General features: G+C 46.0%; 25 protein-coding genes. All 25 read left to right on the top strand.

The genetic code is table 11. The annotated features are described in order from the left end of the window. Positions 1-3 precede the first annotated feature (3 nt). Positions 4-465, top strand: coding sequence for a LuxR family transcriptional regulator (locus tag ACTQ50_RS09205; protein WP_177290837.1), 462 nt, complete (start codon positions 4-6; stop codon positions 463-465). Beyond that, entirely contained in the window at positions 465-1,871 is a 1,407-nt protein-coding gene (gene terL, locus ACTQ50_RS09200) for a phage terminase large subunit (protein ID WP_177290838.1), read from the top strand. The genes ACTQ50_RS09205 and terL overlap by 1 nt, the downstream gene beginning before the upstream one ends. A gap of 8 nt (positions 1,872-1,879) precedes the next feature. Beyond that, a complete protein-coding gene (locus ACTQ50_RS09195; RefSeq protein ID WP_412667965.1) occupies positions 1,880-2,191 on the top strand; it encodes a hypothetical protein in 312 nt (103 codons plus the stop codon). Positions 2,192-2,461: 270 nt separating this feature from the next. Continuing rightward, positions 2,462-3,853 carry a DUF935 domain-containing protein gene (locus ACTQ50_RS09190; protein ID WP_226814941.1) on the top strand — a complete coding sequence of 464 codons (1,392 nt, stop codon included), beginning with the start codon at positions 2,462-2,464 and terminating at the stop codon, positions 3,851-3,853. A gap of 2 nt (positions 3,854-3,855) precedes the next feature. After that, positions 3,856-5,601, top strand: a complete 1,746-nt coding sequence (locus ACTQ50_RS09185; protein ID WP_441483946.1) for an ADP-ribosyltransferase — start codon at positions 3,856-3,858, stop codon at positions 5,599-5,601. Positions 5,602-5,705: 104 nt separating this feature from the next. After that, the gene (locus ACTQ50_RS09180) at positions 5,706-6,188 is read left to right on the top strand and encodes an XkdF-like putative serine protease domain-containing protein (RefSeq protein ID WP_441483945.1); all 483 of its coding nucleotides are present in this window, start codon (positions 5,706-5,708) and stop codon (positions 6,186-6,188) included. Further along, entirely contained in the window at positions 6,172-6,297 is a 126-nt protein-coding gene (locus ACTQ50_RS09175) for a hypothetical protein (protein ID WP_441483944.1), read from the top strand. Before ACTQ50_RS09180 ends, ACTQ50_RS09175 begins: the two co-directional genes overlap by 17 nt. 153 nt (positions 6,298-6,450) lie before the next feature. After that, the gene (locus ACTQ50_RS09170; protein ID WP_441483943.1) at positions 6,451-7,755 is read left to right on the top strand and encodes a hypothetical protein; all 1,305 of its coding nucleotides are present in this window, start codon (positions 6,451-6,453) and stop codon (positions 7,753-7,755) included. A 17-nt stretch (positions 7,756-7,772) separates the two neighbouring features. Next, complete coding sequence (locus ACTQ50_RS09165) at positions 7,773-8,198, top strand: hypothetical protein (RefSeq protein ID WP_441483942.1); 426 nt, start codon at positions 7,773-7,775, stop codon at positions 8,196-8,198. A 17-nt stretch (positions 8,199-8,215) separates the two neighbouring features. Further along, on the top strand, positions 8,216-9,247 hold the full coding sequence (locus tag ACTQ50_RS09160) for a hypothetical protein (RefSeq protein ID WP_441483941.1): 1,032 nt from the start codon (positions 8,216-8,218) through the stop codon (positions 9,245-9,247). Positions 9,248-9,258: 11 nt separating this feature from the next. Beyond that, positions 9,259-9,756 (top strand): hypothetical protein, encoded by a 498-nt coding sequence (locus ACTQ50_RS09155; RefSeq protein ID WP_441483940.1) that lies wholly within the window; start codon positions 9,259-9,261, stop codon positions 9,754-9,756. 17 nt (positions 9,757-9,773) lie between these two features. Next, a complete protein-coding gene (locus ACTQ50_RS09150) occupies positions 9,774-10,193 on the top strand; it encodes a hypothetical protein (protein WP_441483939.1) in 420 nt (139 codons plus the stop codon). Beyond that, positions 10,190-10,546: a hypothetical protein gene (locus ACTQ50_RS09145; protein ID WP_441483938.1), complete on the top strand. Its 357-nt coding sequence runs from the start codon at positions 10,190-10,192 to the stop codon at positions 10,544-10,546. The genes ACTQ50_RS09150 and ACTQ50_RS09145 overlap by 4 nt, the downstream gene beginning before the upstream one ends. Further along, positions 10,543-10,986 carry an HK97 gp10 family phage protein gene (locus ACTQ50_RS09140; protein ID WP_441483937.1) on the top strand — a complete coding sequence of 148 codons (444 nt, stop codon included), beginning with the start codon at positions 10,543-10,545 and terminating at the stop codon, positions 10,984-10,986. The genes ACTQ50_RS09145 and ACTQ50_RS09140 overlap by 4 nt, the downstream gene beginning before the upstream one ends. Positions 10,987-11,002: 16 nt before the next feature. Beyond that, complete coding sequence (locus tag ACTQ50_RS09135; RefSeq protein ID WP_441483936.1) at positions 11,003-11,296, top strand: DUF5026 domain-containing protein; 294 nt, start codon at positions 11,003-11,005, stop codon at positions 11,294-11,296. After that, the gene (locus tag ACTQ50_RS09130) at positions 11,293-12,186 is read left to right on the top strand and encodes a hypothetical protein (RefSeq protein WP_441483935.1); all 894 of its coding nucleotides are present in this window, start codon (positions 11,293-11,295) and stop codon (positions 12,184-12,186) included. Before ACTQ50_RS09135 ends, ACTQ50_RS09130 begins: the two co-directional genes overlap by 4 nt. Then, complete coding sequence (locus tag ACTQ50_RS09125) at positions 12,187-12,486, top strand: hypothetical protein (protein WP_441483934.1); 300 nt, start codon at positions 12,187-12,189, stop codon at positions 12,484-12,486. It abuts the gene before it with no gap. Further along, a complete protein-coding gene (locus tag ACTQ50_RS09120; protein ID WP_441483933.1) occupies positions 12,486-13,901 on the top strand; it encodes a phage tail sheath subtilisin-like domain-containing protein in 1,416 nt (471 codons plus the stop codon). Before ACTQ50_RS09125 ends, ACTQ50_RS09120 begins: the two co-directional genes overlap by 1 nt. 18 nt (positions 13,902-13,919) lie before the next feature. After that, positions 13,920-14,381 carry a hypothetical protein gene (locus ACTQ50_RS09115; RefSeq protein WP_441483932.1) on the top strand — a complete coding sequence of 154 codons (462 nt, stop codon included), beginning with the start codon at positions 13,920-13,922 and terminating at the stop codon, positions 14,379-14,381. 82 nt (positions 14,382-14,463) lie between these two features. Further along, positions 14,464-14,970 carry a phage tail assembly chaperone gene (locus ACTQ50_RS09110; protein WP_441483931.1) on the top strand — a complete coding sequence of 169 codons (507 nt, stop codon included), beginning with the start codon at positions 14,464-14,466 and terminating at the stop codon, positions 14,968-14,970. Positions 14,971-15,165: 195 nt separating this feature from the next. Then, a complete protein-coding gene (locus ACTQ50_RS09105) occupies positions 15,166-20,451 on the top strand; it encodes a phage tail tape measure protein (RefSeq protein ID WP_441483930.1) in 5,286 nt (1,761 codons plus the stop codon). A 3-nt stretch (positions 20,452-20,454) separates the two neighbouring features. Further along, positions 20,455-21,153, top strand: coding sequence for a LysM peptidoglycan-binding domain-containing protein (locus ACTQ50_RS09100; RefSeq protein WP_177290855.1), 699 nt, complete (start codon positions 20,455-20,457; stop codon positions 21,151-21,153). A gap of 11 nt (positions 21,154-21,164) precedes the next feature. After that, positions 21,165-22,427, top strand: a complete 1,263-nt coding sequence (locus ACTQ50_RS09095) for an XkdQ/YqbQ family protein (protein WP_441483929.1) — start codon at positions 21,165-21,167, stop codon at positions 22,425-22,427. An 11-nt stretch (positions 22,428-22,438) separates the two neighbouring features. Continuing rightward, positions 22,439-22,804, top strand: a complete 366-nt coding sequence (locus ACTQ50_RS09090; protein ID WP_173735132.1) for a hypothetical protein — start codon at positions 22,439-22,441, stop codon at positions 22,802-22,804. Between the two features lie 12 nt (positions 22,805-22,816). Then, positions 22,817-23,272, top strand: coding sequence for a DUF2634 domain-containing protein (locus ACTQ50_RS09085; protein WP_173716212.1), 456 nt, complete (start codon positions 22,817-22,819; stop codon positions 23,270-23,272).

The following is a 23,272-nucleotide window of genomic DNA, read 5'->3' as shown; positions in this document are numbered from 1 at the left end:
GGCATGGCAGCTAAGGTCAAATACAATCCAGATTATCACGATAACTGGGCGTGGTCTTTGGCTGCTATGGGAGCTACCAATGAAGAAATCGCAAAGGCAATGGGAGTTTCCAAGCGGACGATCATCCGCTGGAGCCAGGATCACGAAAGTTTCGGTAGCGCATTGGCCCAGGGAAAGGGAGTTTCCGATGCGAAGGTAATCAGGAGCCTGTATCAGAGAGCGGTCGGCTATGAGTATGAGGAAGAGAAGAAAATCATTGAGTATGACAAAGACGGAAACGTGAAACCAATCAAAATTGAGAAGACCAAAAAGCAAGTTCCGCCGGATGTAGGAGCGCAGTGCTTCTGGCTAAAGAATCGTCAGAGAGATAAATGGCAAGACCGGCCAGAAGTTATACCAGACACAGGAGCAGACGATGGAGACCAAGTACAGTTTTATCTTCCGGATAATGGGAGGGACGGCTGATGGGGAAAATAATCAGGATTGGACCGCAAAAAGGACCACAGGAAAGATTCCTTGCAACCTCTGCGGATATTTGTATTTATGGTGGAGCAGCGGGAGGCGGCAAGACCTTCGGGTTGCTTTTGGAACCGATCCGGCACATGAACAACAAAAATTACAATGCGGTTATCTTCCGAAGCAATTACACGCAGGTCACATCTCCTGGTGGTTTGTGGGACAGTTCAGGTAAGATTTATAGCCTCGTAAAGGGGGCTTATCCATTAAAGACACCAAAACTACACTGGACGTTCAAAAGTGGTGCTACGGTCAATTTCGCCCACTTAGGTAGTGATTCTGATTGCCAGAACTGGCAAGGTTCGCAGATCGCAATGATAGGATTCGATGAGCTGACGCATTTTTCAAAGCATCAGTTTTTCTATATGCTGTCACGAAACCGTACTGATTCCGGAGTAGCACCGTATGTTCGAGCAACGTGCAACCCTGATGCCGATAGTTGGGTAGCTGATTTTATTAAGTGGTGGATCACACCAGAAACCGGTTATCCGATACCGGAGAGAAGCGGCGTAATCCGATACATGGTAAGGCTGAATGATGAGATCATTTGGGGAGACAGCAAAGAGGAACTGGCAGCACAGGGATATGATGCACAGGATGTAAAAAGCGTGACGTTCATAGCCAGTACATTGCAGGACAATCAGATCTTGATGAAGATGGACCCTGGATATCTGGCGAACTTAAAAGCTCTGCCTACGGTAGAGAGGGAACGCCTTCTGCTTGGAAACTGGAAGATCAAAGCGGCGGCCGGTCTGTTCTTCCGCAGAACTCAGGTCGGAGAAATGCTGGAGGAATTGCCGAAAGATGTTATTTCCTGGTGCAGAGGTTGGGACCTTGCAGCAACCAGCGAAGATGAAGACGGAGATCCGGCATACACAGCAGGTGTTCTGATTGGAAAGAGAAAGAGTGGTAGATACATCGTGGCAGACGTAATCAATAAGCGTTTGGCTGCTTCTGATGTAAGAACAATCATCAAAATGACAGCACAGGCAGATAAGGCAAAATACAAGCGAGTGATTGAAAGACTTCCACAGGACCCAGGGCAGGCCGGAAAAGAACAGGCTCAATCCTACGTGAAGTTCCTGGCAGGCTTTCTGGTAAAGACCATAGGTGAGTCTGGAAGTAAGGAATCCAGAGCAGAGCCGTTTGCAGCGCAGTGGCAGGCTGGAAATGTAGATGTGTTGATTGGAGAGTGGAATGAAATGTACTTCAATCAGCTGGAATCATTCCCGGAATCAAAATTTAAGGACATGGTGGACGCCAGCAGTTCAGCTTTCAATGAAGTTGAGAGTGGAGCTACATTCTCGGCACCACCAAAAGACACGCTCAGCAAGAGCAGTTATTGGAGAGGATGAGATTAAGCATGAATGGAATGAGAGTAAACAATACTGCAGCATCTGCCAGTGCGATCGCAAGCATGGGCGGTTATGGCTGCAAAAAATACAATGTTCCTGGAGGAGACGCAGAAGAGTTCAAGGCAGACGGCATAGGAACTTTTGTTTCCGTGATACAGGCATTTGAAGATACAGAAATTCTGACCGTAAAGGCTTGTTGGGACGCACCGACAGATGTAGACGGCATTACTATTCCTGCCGGCATGTGCCTGTATGTGAAGGCAGAAAGCGTAACCATATCAAGCGGATGCGGCGTGATCTATTACGAGATGGCTTCATAAAGGAGGCGGTGAGTATGATGTTGTCATTGCAGAATAGCATAAACAGCAGGAATGGACCGGGAGGAAACAAGAACCGATCCGTTTGGTTGCATGTAGGAGTAACTGGTGTAGCGTTCCAAGCAGTAAATCAGCCATGTGGAACACAAGGACCATTGGCTAAGTCGGCGGTTGCTGGCTACATCGTCAGAGAAACAGTTCAGATTGCTGACTCTGGATACGGAGTGAGCTTCAGAATAAAAGCCTGCGGGCAGAAAAGGAGGCTGATGTAAAGTGAGTAAAGAAATAGGACGCATCGGCCAGAGGCGTTACGGTGGAGTTATCTATGAAGAGTTTCTTCCGGAACTGAGAGGAAGCAGAGGAGTAGAGATTTACCGAGAAATGTCAGAGAATGATGATGTAGTCGGTGCGATCCTTTATGCGATAGAAATGCTGGTTCGGCAGACCGATTGGATTGTAGAACCGGGAGGAGGCACAGCAAAAGACCGGGAAGCAGCTGAGTTTGTACAATCATGTATGGATGATATGCAAAGTACATGGGTTGATACAGTCTCAGAGATCCTGTCATTCCTTACTTATGGCTGGAGCCTACATGAAATTGTGTACAAGCGTAGAATGGGAAATACAAGAGATACCAGAACCAGAAGCAAATACAGCGATGGTTTGATCGGATGGGCGAAGCTCCCTATTCGATCTCAGGAAACTCTGTACCAGTGGGAATACGATGAAGCAGATAATCTGGTAGGTATGACGCAGATGCCACCGCCGGACTTTGGGCTACTGACAATCCCGATGAGTAAGGCACTGCTATTTAGAACCAAGGTACGAAAGGACAATCCAGAGGGTAGAAGCATTTTGAGAAATGCGTACCGGTCATGGCATTTCAAGAGAAGAATCCAGGAGATTGAAGGCATTGGCATTGAACGTGATCTTGCCGGACTGCCGGTGATTTACACTCCGGAAGACATGGATATATGGAACTCTGAAGACGAAACCATATCAAGGATTAGAGCAGAGCTGGAAAATATGGTTCGAGGTGTCCGTAGAGATGAAAGAGAAGGCCTCGTTCTTCCCGGGGGCTTCAAGATGGAACTTTTAAGCACTGGCGGCTCCAGACAGTTTGACACCAATGCGATTATTGACCGCTACGATACTAGAATTGCTATGACAGTTCTGGCAGACTTTATTTTCTTAGGGCATCAGCAAAATGGTTCATGGGCTTTAAGCTCAGACAAGACAGAATTGTTTGCGATGGCCTGCGGTGCGTATCTGGATATTATTGCAGAGACGTTCAATAGCCAGGGAATACCGAATCTGATCGATATTAACGGAGACCATTTTGCTGGAATTACAGATTATCCAAAGCTGACGCATGGAGACATTGAAGATGCCGACATTGCGAAGGTATCTGCGTTTGTTAAGGATATGGTTGGAATTGGAGTTTTGGTACCGGATGATGGTCTGGAAGATTATATCAGGCAGATCGGGAAGCTTCCGGAAAGAACGGATGATACTAGAGAGTTGAGCCAGACAAGGGAAGAACAGCAGGGACAGAATGAACCACCAGAACCCGAAACAGCCGCAGGCAAGGAACCGAAAGAAGACGATGAGGAAATCTCCGAGGAAGCGGTAGAAGCGGCCAAAAAACGCTTGGGAAGAGTGTAGGTATGGCATTTTTGATAAGACCGCCAGGTCAAGTGAAAAAGGCGAAAGCAAAGCTGAAACCGAAGTCAAAGAATGCTCAGGAGATTCTAAACAGACTGCAGGGTTTCTTGAACCAGAATACCAGCGAACCAGTAGAAATCCTCTGCAGCTTTTGGGAAGACCAAAGAAATGCCATCACCTATAAAGAACTGAGGGAAGTGGTGCAAAGTGGTATGCTCACACAGAAGCAGTTCGAGGATTGGCAGCAAGATTATTCAGTCCTGGTTGAGAAAAAGATGGCAGGTGTATGGATGTCTGCAATGGCGGCAGGTGTTGCCGGTCAGCCGATGTTTGATAGCTTATCATTCAGCATCAATACGCAGGACCCTGGAATTGTATCGTGGATCAAAGACAGGGGAGCTGAATTTGTGACATCGTGTACAGCAGAGCAGAAAAAGGCCATCCAGTCGTTGTTGGTAAAGAAGATCACAGATCAGCACACGGTTGACGAACTGGCAAGATTCATTCGCCCATGTATAGGCCTTACAGATGGTGACACAAAAGCGGCATTGAAGCTGTACGATACCGTAAAGGCCACATTGCAAACTAATCATCCACGAATGAAGCCGGAAAACATCCGGAAGAAGGCACTGGATGCGGCACAGAAGTACGCAGAGCAGAAACATCGGCAGAGAGCTTTCACTATAGCTCAGACAGAACTGGAATTTGCGTACAACCGAGGAGCCGACCAAGGAGTAAGACAGGCACAGTCCCAAGGCCTTATAGGAAAGACAATCAAGAGATGGATCACATCCGGAGATGATTCGGTTTGTTCCATTTGCGCTGCATTAGACGGTACCGAAATCGAGATGGATGATAATTTCGATTTTAAGGGCCGTCTTTTGTTTGCCGGTCAGAAAATGCTACCGCCAGCACATCCACGTTGCGCTTGTGCTGTTGAGTACATTGAGATTGAGCCACCTGTATTTCAGCCGGAAAACATGACTGATATTGAAACAGAGGTGGGTGCAGAAGAACAGAAAGAGTTTTTATCCGGCGAAGAGGCCGAGGAATACTTCGGAAAGCGGCCAGACAGATCGTTGCGGAGAAGTGATCGGGAAGAATATGACAGGCAACTGGATTATTTCAAAACTCAGTCACCGTATGGAAAGTGGAGCCAGCAGACAACATCACAGGAAGAGGCATCAATTACAAATTACTGCGGACCAGATTACAGTGCGATTAATGGATTACTGAGAAGAGAAATGACAGAAAACCAGGTTAAGTTGTGGGATGATCTCGGCAACCGTAAAATTTCAGAGATGATTTCGGATATCAGTTCTGCCATATCAAAGTTTGAGCTTCCGGAAGACATTAAGGTGTTCAGAACTTGTGAGAACGATGTTCTGGAGAAGTTGCAGACAAGGATAGGAAGTACGTTCCATGATGATGGTTTTGTCAGCACATCCGTTGTCAGAGAGAAACAGGCAAGCGGAAATATCTTCATGGAGATAAGCGTTCCTAAAGGGCAAGGTGTAGGAGCCTGGGTAAATCCATTGTCCGGAAAACCAGAAGAGTATGAATTTCTGCTGAACAGAGGGACTGATTTTCTGGTGACTGACATAGGCCAGGACGGAGCGGACACAATAATCCGAATGAAAGTTACTGGCAGAACAGAAACGGAATGGTCGTACGCAACGAAGGAAGAGGTGATAGAGCAATGGAAACGAAGAGGAGTTTACAGCGAAGAAAGCGCAAAACTTCTATGACGAAAGAGGAATTAGCCAGCGCCTTTGGTTTAGGGACGAGCAAGTTTCAATGTACAGCAGATCAGCTGACAGAAAATAAGGTTGAAAAGAGGAGAAAAGTGAAAATGAAGAAATTTTCAGATATGATCCAGAAATCCGGCAATCAAGAAAAACCGAAAGCCAGGGAATCTCCGGTAAAAAAGAGAATGTTTAAGATCACAAAGCGTGATGATGAGCAGATGCTTGCCTTCGGGTGGGCGAATGTATCCATTCGATCAGATGGAGAACTGATTGAAGACTGGCAGGAAGATATTGTAGAGCCGGAAGATCTGGAGCAGGCAGCGTATGAATTTGTGCAGCTATACCGAGAAGGTGGAGAGATGCACGAAAGAGGCGGCGTTGCTACTTTGGTTGAGAGCGTAGTATTTACCGAAGAGAAACAGCGGGCCATGGGTATTCCGGAAGGAACGCTTCCTGTTGGCTGGTGGATTGGCTTCAAAGTGCTTGATGCAGATGTATGGGAAAAGGTCAAAGATGGCACATATTCCATGTTCAGTATTGAGGGCGAAGCAGAAAGAGTAGAGGTAGAGGATGAGGATATTGATTGATATTGGCATTTATCTACTGGGTGTGTTCTCAGGCATAGCCTGTATCGCTCTTGCAGCTGCAGGCAGGAAGAACTTCGATGAAGTAAGAGATGAAAACAGCGGCGTATAGCGATTTTCAGCACGCCAAACCTATCAATCCTACCATAGAAGCCGTAAAAAAGGCTCTGGTAGGATTTTTCAAACTGAATATTGTGATAATTCAGAGAGGCATCCTTGGCGGGTGTCTTTTTGTATTATAAATCCAGAAGAAAGGAGGAACAGCATGGCAACAAAGTTAAAAAACCTCAAAGTCAAGAAAGTTGACTTTGTGGATGAGGGAGCCAATCCGGATGCACATATTGAGCTGTTCAAACGCAAGGATGGAAAACCGGAGGAAGATCCCAAGGGACCAAAAGAAGATGATGAAGAGGAAGAGAAGCAGAATGAAGGCGGCGTAATGAAGCGCCTTTTATCAGCTATCGCAAAGATGGTCGGAATAAATCCGGGCGAGCTGAACAGTGCGATAGAAGAGATCGAGAAAGGTAATTCAGAGTCCTTCAAGGAAAAGATGGCACAACGAAAGGCTCAGAAAATCGCAGATGAAATATGGGACTTTTGTTATGCACTGCAGTCTTCCTTATGCTCTGTTTTATGGGATGAAGACCTGGACGGAGCAGGAGCCACAGCAGCTATGGTTGAGAACCTGGACGAATTCTATTCCGTAGTGAAAGATGCAATCAGCCAGTGGTCCGATGGCAAGGTTTCCAATATAGCAAAGAACGATCAGGAAATTTCCGAAGAAGAGCTGGCAGTTATGAAGTCAGCACAGGTAAGACTGAACGAGGCAATTCAGAAAGCTTCCGAGGAAAAAGAAGACGGACCAGAAGACGATGAACCGAAAGGAGACGGAGAAGAAATGAAAATCGACAAGAGCAAAATGACAGAATCTGAAAGAGCGTTTTTTGAAAGTATTGAAAAACGCTATGGTACAGAGGAGGGCGCTGGCACACCGGAAACACCGCCAGCAGTAACTCCGCCAACACAGGGAACTGCTCAGTCCTCAGAAGAGGCAGTAGCAAAAGCCCTTCAGACCCTGGGGCTTGCAGGAGCTACGAATACCGGAGATGCCGGAACTGCTGATACCGGAGATGATATTTTTAAGGGCTTAAACCCCGGCTTAAAAGCACAGGTTGAAGCACTTATGAAATTTAAGGCTGATGCAGAAGAAAAGGAAATGAAAGAGATTTGCAAACGGTATGCAATTCTCGGAAAGACAGAGGAAGAGCTTCTGCCGGTACTCAAGAGTACAAAGGCAGTGAGCCAGGAAGCATACGATCAGGTAATCAAAACACTGGACGATGCGAAAGCCGCTGTTGAAAACTCCGGAACATTTTCTGAAATCGGAAAATCTGGACACGCTGGAGTAGCAAAAGGAGCGGATACCAGTTCTGCAGAAGGGAAAATTGCCAGCATCGCCAAAAGCTATGTTGAGAAAAACCCGACCATGAATTATGTGGATGCAGTTGCAAAAGCATGGGAAGACAATCCTGAGCTGGTACTCCAGTATGAAGAGGAAGCAGGACTTTAAGAAGGAGGAAGAAGACGATGGGTAAGAATTATAACGGAACACAGATCAGCCAGAGCGTAACAGTTTCCGAGGTGGCCGGAGCTACCGTTGAAGACTGCAGAAATAAGATTTTTGTGTATGACGAAAACGGAAAAGCAATCCTGGCTACCGGAGGAACAAAGCCGTTCATCGGTGTGGCTCTGATCGAAGCAGGTATCAATGATATGTTCGGAGAAGTATCTGGAAAGGTGGAAGCAGGAGATGACATCGACATCCAGATTAAAGACATCGGATCAGTGCTTGCAGGAGAGGCCATTGCTAAAGGCGATGAAATTACAGCTGGGGCAGACGGAACTGCCGCAAAGGCAAAAGCCGGGGACTATGTCCTTGGTATTGCACTCAGCAAAGTTGCCAAAGACGGATATGCCAGAGTGCAGATCAGCAAATATCAGAAAAATGAGTAAGCAGGAGGTAAGAAAGAATGGGTAGAAAAGTAACAGCAGCCGATATTCAGGTGGAAATTGCAAAAGGAGCCTTTAGACCGCACACAGCACTGTCTAATATGGCTCTTTCTTATTTCCAGAGTGACAAAAATTATTTTGCCAGAACAATTTTCCCGATGTGTCCGGTAAGTCTGTCAGCTGACAATTACTATATTTTCAGCAAAGAAGATTTACTGAGAGACAGCTGGAAGAGAAAACCGGCATATGGCAAGGTTGAGCCAGCAGTTCTCGGCGAGAATGGACAGACCTATGCCTGCCAGGTAGATCAGATGATCGTAGGCATCGATCAGATTCGTCAGACAGACCTTATTAGAAGACAGGGACCGTCTATCAGAGATCCGAGACAGCAGAGAACCAGAATGATTGCAACCCAGGCAAACATTCACCAGGACGTTCTGTTCGCAAAGAATTTCTTCAAAGCTGGCGTGTGGGAGAATGAGTTTGCCGGTGTAGACAGCGTATCCGTAACAGGAAAGCAGTTTATTAAGTTTACAAACGGCAACTCCGACCCTATTTCCTTTATCGAGGAAAGAGCAACTGAGATGGAAGAACTTACAGGACGTAGGCCGAACCGCATGGCTCTCGGTGTGAATGTTTACAATGCACTGAAAAAACATCCGGCAATTCTGGAAAGAGTAAAATACAGCGGATCAACAGCTAACCCGGCCATGGTCAATGCAAATGTTCTGTCTCAGCTGTTCGAGATGGAACGTCTTTCCGTGCAGCGTTCTATCATGAATAATGCAGCACTTGGGGAAGAGGCAAAAATGCAGTACATCGGCGATCCGAACGCATTCCTGCTGGCATACGCTACAGATTCACCGGCAGTAGATGAGCCGAGTGCAGGATATATCTTTACTTGGGATATGTTAGGAAACGGAAATGTGCTTCCAATTCGTCAGTATGAAGGCGAGCAGGGAACTCACAGTGAGTTTATCGAAGGCCTCATGGCAACCGACATGAAAAAGACCGGAGATGATCTGGCAATGTTCTTCAAGGACGCTGTCTAAGGAGGGTAAATATGAAACTGATTGCAAAGAAACCTTGCAGCTTTGGCGGCAAGGCTTTTTTCATCAATGACGAGATCCCGGCCAATGCCGTTCTGAATCCAAAACAGCAGGAAGAACTTGGAGTGTTGTCTATTGTTTCTGATGGAGAAACCGCAACTGGTATTCTGGAAACAGGCTTCCAGGAAACAGATATTGCAATTCCGGTCTTCAAAAGCTATGACGGAGATACTGCACAGGTAATGGGGATTCCACTGAATGCCGGGGAAATACAGGAAGTTTTCTCTATCATGCAGATGAACGTAGAGGAAGCTACGAAGGCAATCGAAGCCGCAAAATCTGAAAATATGCTGATTGTGATTCGTGCCTGCGATTCACGTGCTGGAGTAAAGAAAGCGGCTCAAAAGAAAGCAGACAACTTATCCTCCACCAATGGGAGTACAAACGTTCCTGCAGGCGGTAACGAGTTCGTAGACCATAGTACGGAAGACGAAACACCGTCTGGAAAATAATTCGGAGGTGAACCCTTATGGCAAAAGGCACATATACCTATGAACCAGGGAATATCACAACTGCAGGGCTTGATCTGATGAGGTTTGAACTGGGAGATACGATGGTAGAAGGTGGGGCAGATACCTGTGCATTGACAGACGAAGAAATTTCAGCGGCTTTGGAAAAATATCCGAAGAAGTGGAAAAGAGCAAAGCTTATGTTGCTGGAAAGCATCTGCAGAAGGTTTGCGTTTGAAGTGGACACGAAAGAAGGTCCACTTTCTTTTTCACTGTCTGACCGGGCAAAAGTCTGGAAAGAAGATTACCTAAGTCTGAAAAAGGAAGTAAGCCTGGAATCAATAGCAGTTCCATCACCGCCGACCGGAAACAGCTATAAAGACCCGTATTTCTATACAGGTATGCTGCGGAATCCAAGAACAGGAAGGCTGGATGAATGATGAGAAGAGCAATGATGTATCTGCGGCCAGGAAATCTATATAAAGAGTTTGTGATCGAAGATAACAAAGCTGATATCGGTAAAACAGGAAGAGCCACAGCTTCGTTTTCTGGTGATGGAAGCCGGACGCTAAAGGGAGCACTTGCGGAAGCAACACCGAAGCAAAAGGTTGAGTGGCAACAGCTTCAGCATCCGATTTCCCACACGATCATACAGGATGGGCGGCCGAAGGCAAAGGCAGAAGACAAGCTGGTATTGGGAGAAAGAATATTCTTGATTCAGGGCATAGATGATCCGGGAAGTATCGGAGTCTGCACCATTTACTATGTCGAGGAAAGGATGGATGTGAAGTGAGGTTGTGGATAGATACGGCAGCACTTGGAACAGCAGGCCAAGCAGTACAGGCAAAGGTTGGCGAAATGAAAGCCAGAGTAAATCAACAGGTGTTGTCAAGAGGAACAAGAGCGGTCAACCAGCTCAGAAACGCCGAATTGGAAGTCCTCAGAGGAAAAGGAAGCGGAAGAACTTATAGGAAATATCCGTATAAGTCAACCTACCAGGCATCCGCTCCTGGAGAACCTCCGGCAAGGCGTACAGGCAATTTAAGATTGCATTGGACAGGAAATGTAAAAGGCGGTGGCGGCGATATTACCCTGGAGCTTGAAAGCGCAGAGTTTTATGCTGGTTATCTGGAAAACGGTACAAGAAAGATGGCACGAAGACCATTCAAGGACCGGATCACACAGAAAGCATTGCCGCCGATCAAGGCAATCTTTAATGAACCATATTTGTAGGAGGTGATGCGAAGAAATGAGTCTGATTATGGACAAACAGGAAAAGGTGTTTGACTGCACCACAATTAAAAGGGGCGATCTGATAAGCGCACAGCATTCCTGCTGGAAAGAACCGAAATCCGGAATTGTATCTGCAGTTACGCCGGAGGAAATCAAGATATTGTATCAGCCGGACATTGCGAATGTTACCAGCTTTCTCACAATCCAGGCAGATGATGTTGCGACAGGCCAGTGGAAAATCCGCTGGTCTGAAAATCTGGAAAGCATTGAAGAATATGATCCGGAGAAAACGGAGGTAAAAAGCGAGTGATTCTTGAAGAATTGATGCATGAACGATTTGCCACGTATTCGTTTTTTAAAGACCAAATGGCGGTATACGCTGGACTGCCTGCAGTGTTTTACCAGGGAGCACCGGACGATAGACAGAAAGGGTGGGAAGGAGAACAGTACCCGAGAATCGTATATACGATTGATATGCAGGCAGATGAAGAGAGAAAAAGTGCTGGTGTCATGCAGGTTGATCTCTACTGCGATGAGAGAAAAACTCTTCCGGAAGATATCGAGCCATACATCAGAAAGTGCCTGGTAAATCTCATCGTGAAGCCGGAAGGAAATTCACATTATGCGTTTGCCTGGGCGAGAACAGAAATGTTTTCCCTGGAACGGAGTGCGAGAGATAGAGGCGTTGACACAATGATAGTTGGAGCCTCTGTCCGGTTTGATATTCTGGAGTACAGCCGGCAGGAAACAGCAAATCCAGACCCAGTACAGGCATTGAGCAGATGGTTGAAGAACCTGGAAAAAGAAAGCCTGGTTATAGGAAAAGATCATATTGAAAAATTCTTTGAGCCGAGTGGAGAACACCCAGCTTTTTACGTTCGTGTGCAGTCGTACAAAACGAACAGAGCGACCTATGCGCTTACATGGGTGGATTGCAATTTGGCAATTCATATCATCGTGCCGGAGCCAGAAAACCGTAGCCTATGGGCGAGATACATTGCGGACAGACTGAATATGGCAGGGGAAGTAATCATGTTGGATGATAGCCCAATGCTGATATTCGAGGTGTCCGTAGAGAATAACGCCGATTATTTGACAAGAGGACAGGTTATGGTGAAGGCACAATATTCTATTCCAAGGATCAGTGAGGTTGAACACCCACTGAGCAAGATTAAAGTAAGCCAGAAGGAGGAAAAGTGAATGGCAACAAAAAAAGCCGTAGAAGCTGCGAATACAGCTGAAAACAATGAACCCTTAAATTCCATTGCTGAGGAAGAAAAAAACGAAGCCAGACCCGGTAACGAATCCACAGCAGTATCAGAAGGGGAATCTACCTACACAATCAATGAGTTTGCAAAAGCAGCGGCAACAGCGTTTGAAAGGCCTTACAGTCCGGATATCGTTCGTGCCGCTTTTCTTTTGGCAGGAGCAAAAGAGGCAACTAAGAAAGAAGCCTCAGTTATTATCAAGAAATTCTTAGGCGAGGAGGTAAAAGAGTAATGAGCGGATCTTTTAGAGCAGGAGAAGAAAAGGAACGTCCTGGCGTATACAGACGGCATGTTAACGCAGGGGGCACAGAAGTTGCTGGAGCAGCGGAAGGTGTCGGCCTGGCTGTTGTAAGCGGAACATGGGGACCACTGAATAAGCCGATGGTTACCGATGCTTCCGATGATGTTGCTTCAATTATCGGAAGCGGCAAGGGAGCGAACGTAATCACACAGATGAGAATTGGCGGTGTAAATGACATTGTAGTAGTTCGAGTAGGATCGGGCGGAACACCTGCAACTATCACACTTAAAGATGATAAAGAAGCAGATGTTGTTACGCTGACAACATTATATCCAACTAGCAGAGCATTTACAGTAACCATTAAAGAATCGCTGGAAGACGATACACAGAAAATGGCGATCATCCAGGAAGGAACCAAGGAACTGGAAGCAGTATCTTTTACTGCAGGCCCTGCCGAAGTGGATGGAATTATCGCCGCTCTCAAAAACAGCGCATATGTAAAAGCTGTTAAAAAAGCTGAAGAAACTGGAAAGTTAAAGGCAGTTTCTCAGGCGAAGTTTGCTGGAGGAGCAGATCCTACGGTAAATACAGAAGCTTACGGCGCAGGATTTGAAGCGAGCGAAGAAGAAAGCTGGGATGGCATTGCCGTAGATTCCGAGGAGCCGGCAGTACATATGCTTCTTTATACATTCATCAACAGAAAGTTTGAGGAAGGAATGTATCCGTATGCCTGCGTTGGCGAGCCTAAGAGCGTGGATATTGACACGAGAATCCAGCACGCTGCAGCTTTTAACGATTTTAAAATGCACTATGTGCTGAACAGTTGGGTTGGTGCAGATGGAGTTGTGTATGAAGGATATTTAGCGGCTGCAAGAATTATCGGAATGATTATTGCAGTTGCTTCTAACGCATCTCTTACCCATTCAGTAATCACCGGGGCTACAAGCTTGAATGAGTCACTGAAAAATGGGGTCATTAAGAAAGCACTAAAAGCAGGATGTCTGGTCCTGTCTCTTAGCAAGAGCCGCCAGGTGTGGATTGAAAAAGCAATCAATACTCTTACTGTTCTGTCAGCAGATCAGGATGCAGGATGGAAAAAGATCCGCCGTATGAAGACCAGATTTGAGCTGGAGAATCGTGTAGATGCAACCCTGGAAGCGATGGATGGCTCCATTGACAATAACGATAATGGTCGGGCAACCGTAATGTCTGCAATCGTTGATGTTCTGGATGCAATGGCTGGCGAAAACAAAGTAGAAGCCGGAGGAACAGTTGCACTTGATGCTTCCAACCCGCCGAAGGGAGACAGCGCATGGTTCAGCATTTCAGTTGACGATATCGACAGCATGGAAATTATCTACCTCACCTATCGTTACAGATTTGCTCCGGAAGAAGAGGAAGAATAAGAAAGGAGATAAGCTACTATGAGCATTATCAATACACAGGCAACAGCAGATGCAAGAAAAGTCCGTACCGGTAAAGACGGTGCGCTGTACAATGGCAAAGGAAAACTTCTGGCTACTGTAGAAACATTTCAGGCGCAGATGGCAGTAAGCAACCAGAAGTACCATCCGCTCGGAGCATTAAGAGAGCAGGAGGTCCTGGACTCCATTGGAACTACTCTCACATTCACTGAATGTGTAGTAGAAGACAGCGGATTCATCAGCGATCTTCTGAAAATGCAGAGTACTGGTGTTCAGCCGGATTGGAAGTTCCAGGGCGTATTAAAGGGAAGCAATGGAAGCGAAGAGCGTTTCATTTATCCGAACTGTGTGCCTTCCGGCAATATCGATCTGCAGAATATTGCAATCGGAAGCATCGTAAAACGTCAGTGGTCCCTGTTTGTAAATGGTGAAGTAAAGCCACAGGGAAAATTAAAGGCCTGAAAAGAAGAAAATTGAATAGAAAATAGTAATTGGGCCGCAGCGTTAAGTTTGCGGCCCTTATTTCATTTAGGAGGAAAAATAAATGGCAAAGACTACAGAAAATGTAACAGAAGTTCAGATGTCACCAGAAGAGGCAAAAGCAAACGTAAGAATGTATGAAGATGATATCCTGGGAGGCTTAATGGCTGCAGCTTCTTACAAGACTGATATGGACGAAGTGGCGACAATCCAGATTGTTAGACACAAGGCAGTTGTCCTGGAGTTCAGAATCCGTCCTCTGTCAGAAGATGAGTATGCAAAGATCAGAAAGAGAAACACCAACTACAAGAAAAACAAGGCAAATGGCCTGAGAATTGCAGAAAGTGTAAACTCAGCAGATTATCGCTCCGAGCTGATTTACGAGGCAACTATCGAGGAAGACAGAACAAAGATCTGGGACAGAGCTGATGCGTGGGATAAATGTAATGTAGTCAATGGTATCGGTCTGGTTGATGTTGTTCTGAAAGCCGGAGAGAAAGATGCGATCCTGGAAAAACTGGATGAGATTTCTGGCTTCACACCGTCCATGGAGGATGTGGCAAAAAACTGATAACTGCCGGCGGCAAGACAACCTTACTTCATATCATCTTCCAAAGACATCATATTCCGTTTGACGAGGTATTGAGCAAGCCAAAATGGGCGCAGGTCTTAATGCTGGAGTCAATGCAGATTCAGCTGAAGGAAGAAGAAAGGCAAAGGAAAAAGAGGCAAGGGATCATAGAAGACGAGGAAGGAGGTGAATGATTTGGCAGAAACCGTAAGAATTGAGATCCCGGTGAGCGTGCAGGACAACACATCAGCCGGAGTGCAGTCGGCAACCAGAAATATGTCCAACTTCGAGAGAAGTATGAAAAGGACTGAACAGCAGTTAAATCGAATGGATCGGGCACATCATGTAAGAGTTGATGCTGACGATCAGGCATCCGGAACAATCAACAGACTGTCGAGTGCCACTGAAAGTTTAGATGGAACAGCTGCAGATGTAGATATTTCGGCCAACGATACGGCAAGCCAGATTGTAGACCAGGTCGAAGACCAAGTCAGCGCATTGGACGGATCAGCTGCAGATGTAGATGTTGGAGCCAATGACACCGCCACCCAAGTAGTAAATGCGGCCAGTGATGCTGTCGAGAACTTTGACGGACAATCCGGTGACGCAGAGATTGGAGCCGATGATGGAGCTACACCTGTTATACGAGCTGCAGAGGACGCAGTAGAAAATTTTGACGGAAGTTCCGGAGAAGCAGAAATAAGTGCTGACGATGGAGCTACGCCAGTGGTACGAGTAGCACAAGATGCTGTTGAGAATTTCGATGGTATGTCAGGAGATGCGGAAGTCGGAGCTGACGATCAGGCATCTCCGGTAATCGATGCGGCCAGGGACAAAGCAGAGTCCTGGGCCGGTTCCGTTTTTAATGCTACCATAGGAATCATTGATAATGTTACCGCACCAATACAGAGCGTGCTTAGAGCAGTAAGCAATCCTGTTGTTCAAGGAGCATCATTACTGGGAGTTTCGCTAGGGGTATCAGATACCGTAAACACATTCAAGGATTTTGAATCCATGATGTATCAGGTGAAAGCCATATCAGGAGCCACAGGACAGGACTTTGAAGATTTGACTGCAAAGGCGAAGGAGATGGGAGCAACCACAAAATTCACCGCTACGCAGAGCGCAGAGGCGTTCAATTACATGGCGATGGCCGGTTGGCAGCCTACTCAGATGATAGACGGTATTTCTGGTGTAATGAATTTGGCGGCGGCTTCTGGCGAAGACCTGGGAACCACCAGTGACATTGTAACCGATGCCATCACAGCTTTTGGACTACAAGCCGGAGATGCAGGGCATTTTGCGGATGTGCTGGCCCAGGCAAGCGCAAATGCCAACACAAATGTAGGTATGCTCGGTGAGAGCTTTAAGTATGTTGCACCTGTGGCCGGAGCGATGAATTATACAGTAGAAGACACATCCTTGGCTCTCGGTCTCATGGCTAACGCAAGTGTGAAGGGAAGCATGGCCGGCACTTCTTTGAAAACAGCTATCGCAAATATGGCAGCACCTACGAGCAGTATGGCGGCAGCTATGGAAAAGTACGGAATCAGCATAACGGACAGCGAAGGAAACATGAAAAGCCTTAAAGGGGTCATGGACAATATCAGAAGTAGTCTCGGTGGTCTTGCAGAAGATGAGCAGACTGCGGCAGCTTCCACCATTTTCGGGAAGGAAGCCATGGCTGGCATGTTAGCTATCGTCAATGCGTCCGAAGATGATTACAACAAGCTGAGTACGGCTATTTACAACTCTAAAGATGCAGCTCAGGACATGGCAGATACGATGATGGATAATCTGGCCGGTTCAATGACCTTGATGCAGAGCGCAGTAGAAGGAGTACAGAACTCTTTCGGAAAAAGGCTTTCTCCATATCTGAAAACTGCGGTTGAAGGAATTACTGCAGAAATGCCGGCAGTAGAAGAAGCACTGAACAATATCATGGATGTTGTGGACGGAAAAGCTACGTCACTTAAACGAAGCATTAAGAGTATGACAGGCTCCCAGGAGTGGAAAGATGCAGATTTCTTCGGGAAAGTTGATATTGCCTGGGACAAGATCATTGCAGAACCGTTTATGAGCTGGGCTGGATCAGAAGGCAAGTCGATGCTGTCACAGGGAATCGGGAAATTGTTTTCCAGTGCATCAGCAATTCTACCTGGCGGTGAAAAAGCAGGTCTGACAAGCTGGTTAAGTGCCGGATTAATTGGAGTTGGAGCATCAAAGCTAATCAGCGGAGGAAAGAATGTCGTAAGCGCATTAACACCTATCGGATCAGCAATAAAAAATATCGCATCAGCAGCCTCCGAAGCAGATACAGTCGGAGGATTTTTTACGTCCTTAACAGGAATGACTTCTAAAGCGGGAATGATCGGACTTGGAGCAGCAGCTATTGCGGCGGCTATTGCCGGTATCGCAGTGGCGGTAGATAATTACAATTCCAAAGTTCTGAACGATAATTTAGAAGAACATTTCGGAAAGATCAAATTGTCCGCAAAAGAAGCGGAAGAAATTGCTTCCGGTATCCTTAATCAAAAGTATCTTACGAATGTAGAACTTGCTCTAAACGAGGTAAAAAACGCAGACAGTCTGAGAGAGGCAGCACAAAAAGCCTTGGAGTCTAACGATGTGCTGGAATTCAAGAGTCGGGTAGGAATCACTCTCACTCCGGAAGAGAGAGAGGATTATACGAGCAATATTAAAACGTTTGTGGATTCTAAAATCGAAGAACTGCAGAGCAGGACGTTTGCCGCACATATTCATGTTCAGACCTACATTGGTGGAACAAAAGAAGGTGATACCCTCGCAAAGAATATTGAAGACTGGGCGAGAGCAGACAACTTGGAACTTACTAATCTGTCGAATGATCTGCAGACTGCTGTAGAAAAAGCCCTGACTGATGGCATCATCGATGTTGATGAAGAACAGGCAATCAGTGCTTTGCAGGAAAAAATGAACAATATTACTGCCCGTTGGAAAGAATCGGAAGCTCAGGCAAAGTGGGACTGGATCAACCAGGAGTACGGAAATCTGAATGCAGCTGATCTGGAAAGCGTGTCCTTTACTGATTTACTGGAAGCCATGAGAGGTCAAAGGCAGTCAGCAAAAGAAAGTGTACAGGCAGATGTTGAACAGTGGTACTCAGAGCTTAATTCAATGGAATCGGCCGGCAGGATTACAGATGCTCAGAATAAGCAGTACGAAGAAATGACCGGCTGGTATGTGAAAGGACAGGAAGGAAGTGAGCTGACTAAGAGCTTGCAGCTGGGAGCAAACACACTGAACTCTGCATATGCAGAAAAAATTCAGAGTAATAGACAGAGCCTTGCAGAAAATGCACAGTATTCTTTGGAATCAGCACAGAATATGCTGGCAAGCGGAGATACTTTCTCTGCGTCAAATGCACTGATGTATGGCTTCAATGAGCTTGGCAATGGAAAAACACTTGGATTCACTACAGACGCTACACAAAATGCTTTGAGTACGATGTATGAAAGCATGAAACCAGACGTAACGCAGATGCAGGGATTGATTGATGATTATAGGGAAGCCGTAAAAGCGGTTCCACAGAGCTTGATGGATTCTTTCAACGAAGCCGTTGAAGTCGGAGCGGCGGCAGGTGATACTGCGGCTACATGGCAGAATTACGCTAATCAGATTTGGCAGAATGGAAGCGATGAATTAAAGGCATCACTTACAGACCCAAGCAATCCTATGTACGAGACTATCCGTTCTCAGCTTCCACCGGAATTGACAGAGGCAATAGATCGAGCGGCGGCAGAGACAACTACAGAGGACGTAACCCTGGAAGGCTTAAAGGCATCGGTTTACGGTGACGTAGATATAGACAAGGACAAATGGGTGTCTGCTTTAAATGAAAAGTTGGGAGATTTGGCAACAACAGAGGAAGTTACCGCAGAGGGTGCGACTATCAAAGTTGAAGCTGGGGACTGCTTATGGGATATTGGCAATGCCCTTGGTGTTGACTGGCGGACTATAGCAGAAGAGAACGGCATCGAAAGCCCATACGTTATTCATCCTGGAGATGAAATCAAGATTTCCATGGACACATTAACTGCCGAAGTAGATGGAGATGCAGCACAATCAGCAATCGATCAGGCAATGTCTGCGTTGACAACTGAGGGCGCTGAATTTTCTGTTACTGCAGAAGGCGTTCAAGTGGATTTGTCCGATGTTCAAGTAGATTCAGAATCAGCAGCCGCTCAGATTGAAGCGGCACTTGGCATGGAATCAGGAACACTTGCGGCGAATGGAATCGAGGTGCAGACAGGAGCAACGGTAACTGTACCATCAGAATTGGTGCAGGTAGATGCATCTGGTCTGCAGGGAGCAACCCAGGAGGCAGTAAATCAGACAGACACAGAACCAGTTGAGAAGGATACGTCCGCAAATGTTAATGTTACGGACACAACAACAAATGCTGAAGATGTACAGGGAAAAGTGGAAGAGGATCTGCAAGGAGCTGTCGGGGATGCTTCGGTCGAAGGAAGTGCGAATGTTACATTCTCTGATGTAACGGCTGATACGTCTGGAGTCTTGGAACAGGTAACAGCAGAACTTGAAAGCGCAGTAAGCAGCGTGCCAGCCAATGGTCATGCAGAAATTACCCTGGATCAGACCAATAATTCATCAGAAATCTATTCTCTTGCGACAGGAGATGTAGAGTCTGCATTTTCGCAAACAATTCCAACAGATGGCCATGTAGATGTTGCGCTCGATCAGACAAACAATGCAGACGCCATTTATTCAGAATGTGCCGGACAGGTACAGAGTACATTTTCTCGGGGATTCTCAGCCTCAGCAGATGTCGCAGTTACACTGAACTGGCATATTACGAATCCATCAGCCAGCATTTCCACATCAAGTAGCGGATCATCTGTATCAGCTACTATTGCAGGTCATGCAAATGGAGGCGAAGTTGGATTAAGCGGAGCAGAATTGTCATGGGTGGGCGAGGAAGGCTTAGAGTATATCATTCCTACAGTGCCAGGACGCAGACAAAGAGGAATCAGTTTGTGGATGCAGGCAGGAAAAACTCTCGGTATGCTTGGCCCTGACGGAGAAATCTCAGCTCATGCCAATGGTGGAGCGGTAGGTGCCGGAAGCAGTATTATTCCGGAGGATTCCATACAGTTGGCGCAGGTTCCAGAAAAGGCAGACAACACAGTCTGGAGCATTATGGGGCAAGCAGTATCTAACGAGAGTAGCAAGGATGCGTCAGAAGGAGATGGTACGACCTTCACTATAAATAATGCGCAGCAGAATGATGGTGGAGGAAAAGTTGAAGTCAATGTAAATATGAATCCGGTCATTAAGATTGAAGGAAGTAACATGGATGAAGAAAAGATTTTCCAGGTTCTGCAGAACAGAATCCGAGAGATGGCAGATGATCTTGGCGATGAGATTGCAGAACGCATGGGTAAAATCTTCAACAATATGCCGGCAGTACAGGAGGCGTAAGAGATGAATGCATCGATCAGACCTTCCGGCGGGGCTGTTACTCAGTTTCCAATGATGCCGGAAAAAATTACTCTTGGGGCAGATGCAAAGTTCATGACCTATTCTATCATATCCCTGGGGGACGTAAAAATCCCCAGGGGACAGGGAATCAAGGAAATATCATGGTCCGGAATCTTCCCGGGGAAAGCGAGAAAAAATTATCCATTTGTATCATCGTGGGTTGATCCCAATACGCTGATTAAACGAATGGAGCAGTACCGAGACAATGGAACCATTTGTAAATTGTTGGTAACAGGAACCTGTATAAACTACAGCGTTTACATTTCCAGCTTCAAAGGCAAATATTCCGGCGGCCTCGGTGATTTTTATTATGATATCAAATTCATTATTGCAAGGGAGATTAAGATTTACACAACGAAAGAGCTGAAAATCGGAACATCTTCCAAAACTCAACGGCCGGCATCGAAGAAAAGCAACAAGAAGTCCACGACCGGAAGTAAGACAACAACCTACACTATCAAATCCGGAGACACGTTAAGCAGAATCGCTCAGAAGAAACTCGGTAAAGCTTCACGATACCCGGAAATCTATAAGCTGAATAAAAGCAAAATCGAAGCAGCTGCAAAGAAACATGGCAGGAAATCATCCAATAACGGGCATTGGATTTATCCAGGAACGAAGCTAACTATTCCAAAGAAGTAGGAGGTGGGTTCTTGATAAATGTAAATAATGTTTCGTATACGGTAATTGTTATCACTGAAAAGAAGTTGCAGCTGAATATTACTCAGGCAGTTGAGGAGCTTGGCTGGGAAGAAAACGAAGATGAGCTGGCAATGAAGATACATTTCAATATGTATAATGCGTTGTACAACAAAGAACGTCTTTCTTCTCTTGTAAAAATTAACTCTGTTGTGGTAGTGAAGGCCTACTGGGGGAGCGGAAAGGGCATTGTTGCCATGGGAAATATCGTGGAATGTGAAAGAAAGGTTTCAAAAAGTGATGATGTTTTTAATGTCGTTGCCTATGACAACCTTTTTAATTTGCAGAAAAGTAGCGACAATGTTTATTTTGCTTCCGGAAAAAAGACAAAAAGTATTCTGACAGCAATTTTCAAATCATGGGGCATTACCATTTCAAAGTACACCGGTCCGAATGTAGCACACAAGAAGATACTGCTGAAGAACAAAAAACTGGGAGATATTATCCGGGAAGTACTGGATGAAGCCAAGAAAAAAGGTGGAGGAGCTGCAATAGTGCGGAGCACAGAATCAAAGGTTCAGGTTATAGCAAAGGGCAGCAACACAGACATTTATCATTTTTCTGGTGATGTTTCCTCTCAGGTAAGCCACAAGATTAGTATTGCAAACCTGGTTACAAGGGTAAAAATTGTTTCTTCCGGAAAATCTGACGAAGCAGCAAAGGTAGAAGCAACCGTTAATGGAAAGACGCAGTACGGAGTGTTTCAGACGATTATCACTCATTCAAAGAGCGATAAGCTGGATGATGCCAAGAAGGAAGCAAAAGAAATCCTGGAAGAAAAGGGAAGCCCGAAAGTTACCAGTAAACTTATTGCACCGGATATTCCATGTGTCCGGAAAGGAGATATAATCCATGCAAAAGTCGGTTCTCTGAACGGATATTATCTGATAAATAGCATTCAGCATAATGCCAAAAATGGTCAGATGACTATGGATGTTAAAAAGACAGCCGGTCCTACCGCAACACCAAAGAAGAAAACGTCAGGCACTACGAAAAAGAAGACATACAAAGTAGGAGATGTCGTGAATTTCAAAGGTGGTACACATTACGATAGCAGTTGGTCAGATGCAAGAGGCTATAGAGCAACTGCAGGAAAGGCAAAGATTACGTTAGGACCGAACTGCGCAGGCAACGGAAAAGCTCATCCATGGCATTTAGTACACATGGATAGCAAGAGCAATGTTTACGGATGGGTTGATGAAGGCACATTTGAGTAGGAGGTGAAGCCGTGGCAGATACCGCAGGAGGAAATCCTGGAATGAATAAGCTGGCAAGAGTATTGCAGCAAAGAATAAAAGAAACTATGGAAGATGGAATAGGGGACATAGAGCCAGACTTCGGTGTCATAGGAAAAGACGGAAGTTTGACAACTAATATGTTCCCTATTCCTATTCCAAAAGGAGAGTATTACCTTGGACGGCTGGTTTCCGGATTAAAAATAAATATCTCCGGAGGAAGCCATGGAGGACACAACTCTGGAAACGGAAGCCACGAACATTCAGTAACTTTGCCAAAGGTGAAAGCTGGAGATACCGTTCTTGTAACATGGGTAAAGAATACTCCTGTTGTAGTCGATGTAGTAAAGAAATCATAGGAAGGAGGATTTATGGCAGACCAGTTATTTCCGGTATTTGACCTGCCGGAGATACCGGACGATCCCGAATACGAAGAAAGATACCGCTCTTCGGTGGCGTTTGACTTCGACAAGGGAGATTTCGTGAGAGACGGATCAAATAAAATGGTTCGTGCAGACGGCAGGGAAGCATTTATGCAGTGGTGCTGGAAAGTTATTCAGACAGAAAGGGAAGCATTTCTGGCGTATAGCGATGATATTGGCACCGAGTTTGAAGATATGGAGGATTTCCCGGACAAGGATTCGAGGGAAAGCGAGATTGAGCGGACGATTACTGATGCGTTGCTGGTTCACCCGGCAACAGAGTACGTCCGCAATTTTATTTTTGATTACAGCTCTGGAGATGCGGTGGTTTCGTTCATCGTCAAAGGAGCGCAGTGGGAAGAGGAAGAAACAATATCAACTGTCTTTGAGAAAGGGGTGAGCTAA

Origin of the sequence: Blautia sp. Sow4_E7 (assembly GCF_052116245.1) — a bacterium.
Taxonomy (GTDB): Bacteria; Bacillota; Clostridia; order Lachnospirales; family Lachnospiraceae; genus Blautia_A.
Note: the sequence above shows the minus strand (reverse complement) of the source record. Positions and strands in the feature narration are given on the sequence as shown.

Excerpts from the sequence above, each read along its gene's own strand:
- ACTQ50_RS09100 (WP_177290855.1), top strand. The coding sequence starts at position 20,455 with ATGAATGCATCGATCAGACCTTCCGGCGGGGCTGTTACTCAGTTTCCA.
- ACTQ50_RS09120 (WP_441483933.1), top strand. The coding sequence starts at position 12,486 with ATGAGCGGATCTTTTAGAGCAGGAGAAGAAAAGGAACGTCCTGGCGTA.
- ACTQ50_RS09125 (WP_441483934.1), top strand. The coding sequence starts at position 12,187 with ATGGCAACAAAAAAAGCCGTAGAAGCTGCGAATACAGCTGAAAACAAT.
- ACTQ50_RS09155 (WP_441483940.1), top strand. The coding sequence starts at position 9,259 with ATGAAACTGATTGCAAAGAAACCTTGCAGCTTTGGCGGCAAGGCTTTT.
- ACTQ50_RS09135 (WP_441483936.1), top strand. The coding sequence starts at position 11,003 with ATGAGTCTGATTATGGACAAACAGGAAAAGGTGTTTGACTGCACCACA.
- ACTQ50_RS09180 (WP_441483945.1), top strand. The coding sequence starts at position 5,706 with ATGAAGAAATTTTCAGATATGATCCAGAAATCCGGCAATCAAGAAAAA.
- ACTQ50_RS09085 (WP_173716212.1), top strand. The coding sequence starts at position 22,817 with ATGGCAGACCAGTTATTTCCGGTATTTGACCTGCCGGAGATACCGGAC.
- ACTQ50_RS09145 (WP_441483938.1), top strand. The coding sequence starts at position 10,190 with ATGATGAGAAGAGCAATGATGTATCTGCGGCCAGGAAATCTATATAAA.
- ACTQ50_RS09150 (WP_441483939.1), top strand. The coding sequence starts at position 9,774 with ATGGCAAAAGGCACATATACCTATGAACCAGGGAATATCACAACTGCA.
- ACTQ50_RS09110 (WP_441483931.1), top strand. The coding sequence starts at position 14,464 with ATGGCAAAGACTACAGAAAATGTAACAGAAGTTCAGATGTCACCAGAA.
- ACTQ50_RS09170 (WP_441483943.1), top strand. The coding sequence starts at position 6,451 with ATGGCAACAAAGTTAAAAAACCTCAAAGTCAAGAAAGTTGACTTTGTG.
- ACTQ50_RS09185 (WP_441483946.1), top strand. The coding sequence starts at position 3,856 with ATGGCATTTTTGATAAGACCGCCAGGTCAAGTGAAAAAGGCGAAAGCA.
- ACTQ50_RS09160 (WP_441483941.1), top strand. The coding sequence starts at position 8,216 with ATGGGTAGAAAAGTAACAGCAGCCGATATTCAGGTGGAAATTGCAAAA.
- ACTQ50_RS09205 (WP_177290837.1), top strand. The coding sequence starts at position 4 with ATGGCAGCTAAGGTCAAATACAATCCAGATTATCACGATAACTGGGCG.
- terL (WP_177290838.1), top strand. The coding sequence starts at position 465 with ATGGGGAAAATAATCAGGATTGGACCGCAAAAAGGACCACAGGAAAGA.
- ACTQ50_RS09165 (WP_441483942.1), top strand. The coding sequence starts at position 7,773 with ATGGGTAAGAATTATAACGGAACACAGATCAGCCAGAGCGTAACAGTT.
- ACTQ50_RS09175 (WP_441483944.1), top strand. The coding sequence starts at position 6,172 with ATGAGGATATTGATTGATATTGGCATTTATCTACTGGGTGTGTTCTCA.
- ACTQ50_RS09115 (WP_441483932.1), top strand. The coding sequence starts at position 13,920 with ATGAGCATTATCAATACACAGGCAACAGCAGATGCAAGAAAAGTCCGT.
- ACTQ50_RS09195 (WP_412667965.1), top strand. The coding sequence starts at position 1,880 with ATGAATGGAATGAGAGTAAACAATACTGCAGCATCTGCCAGTGCGATC.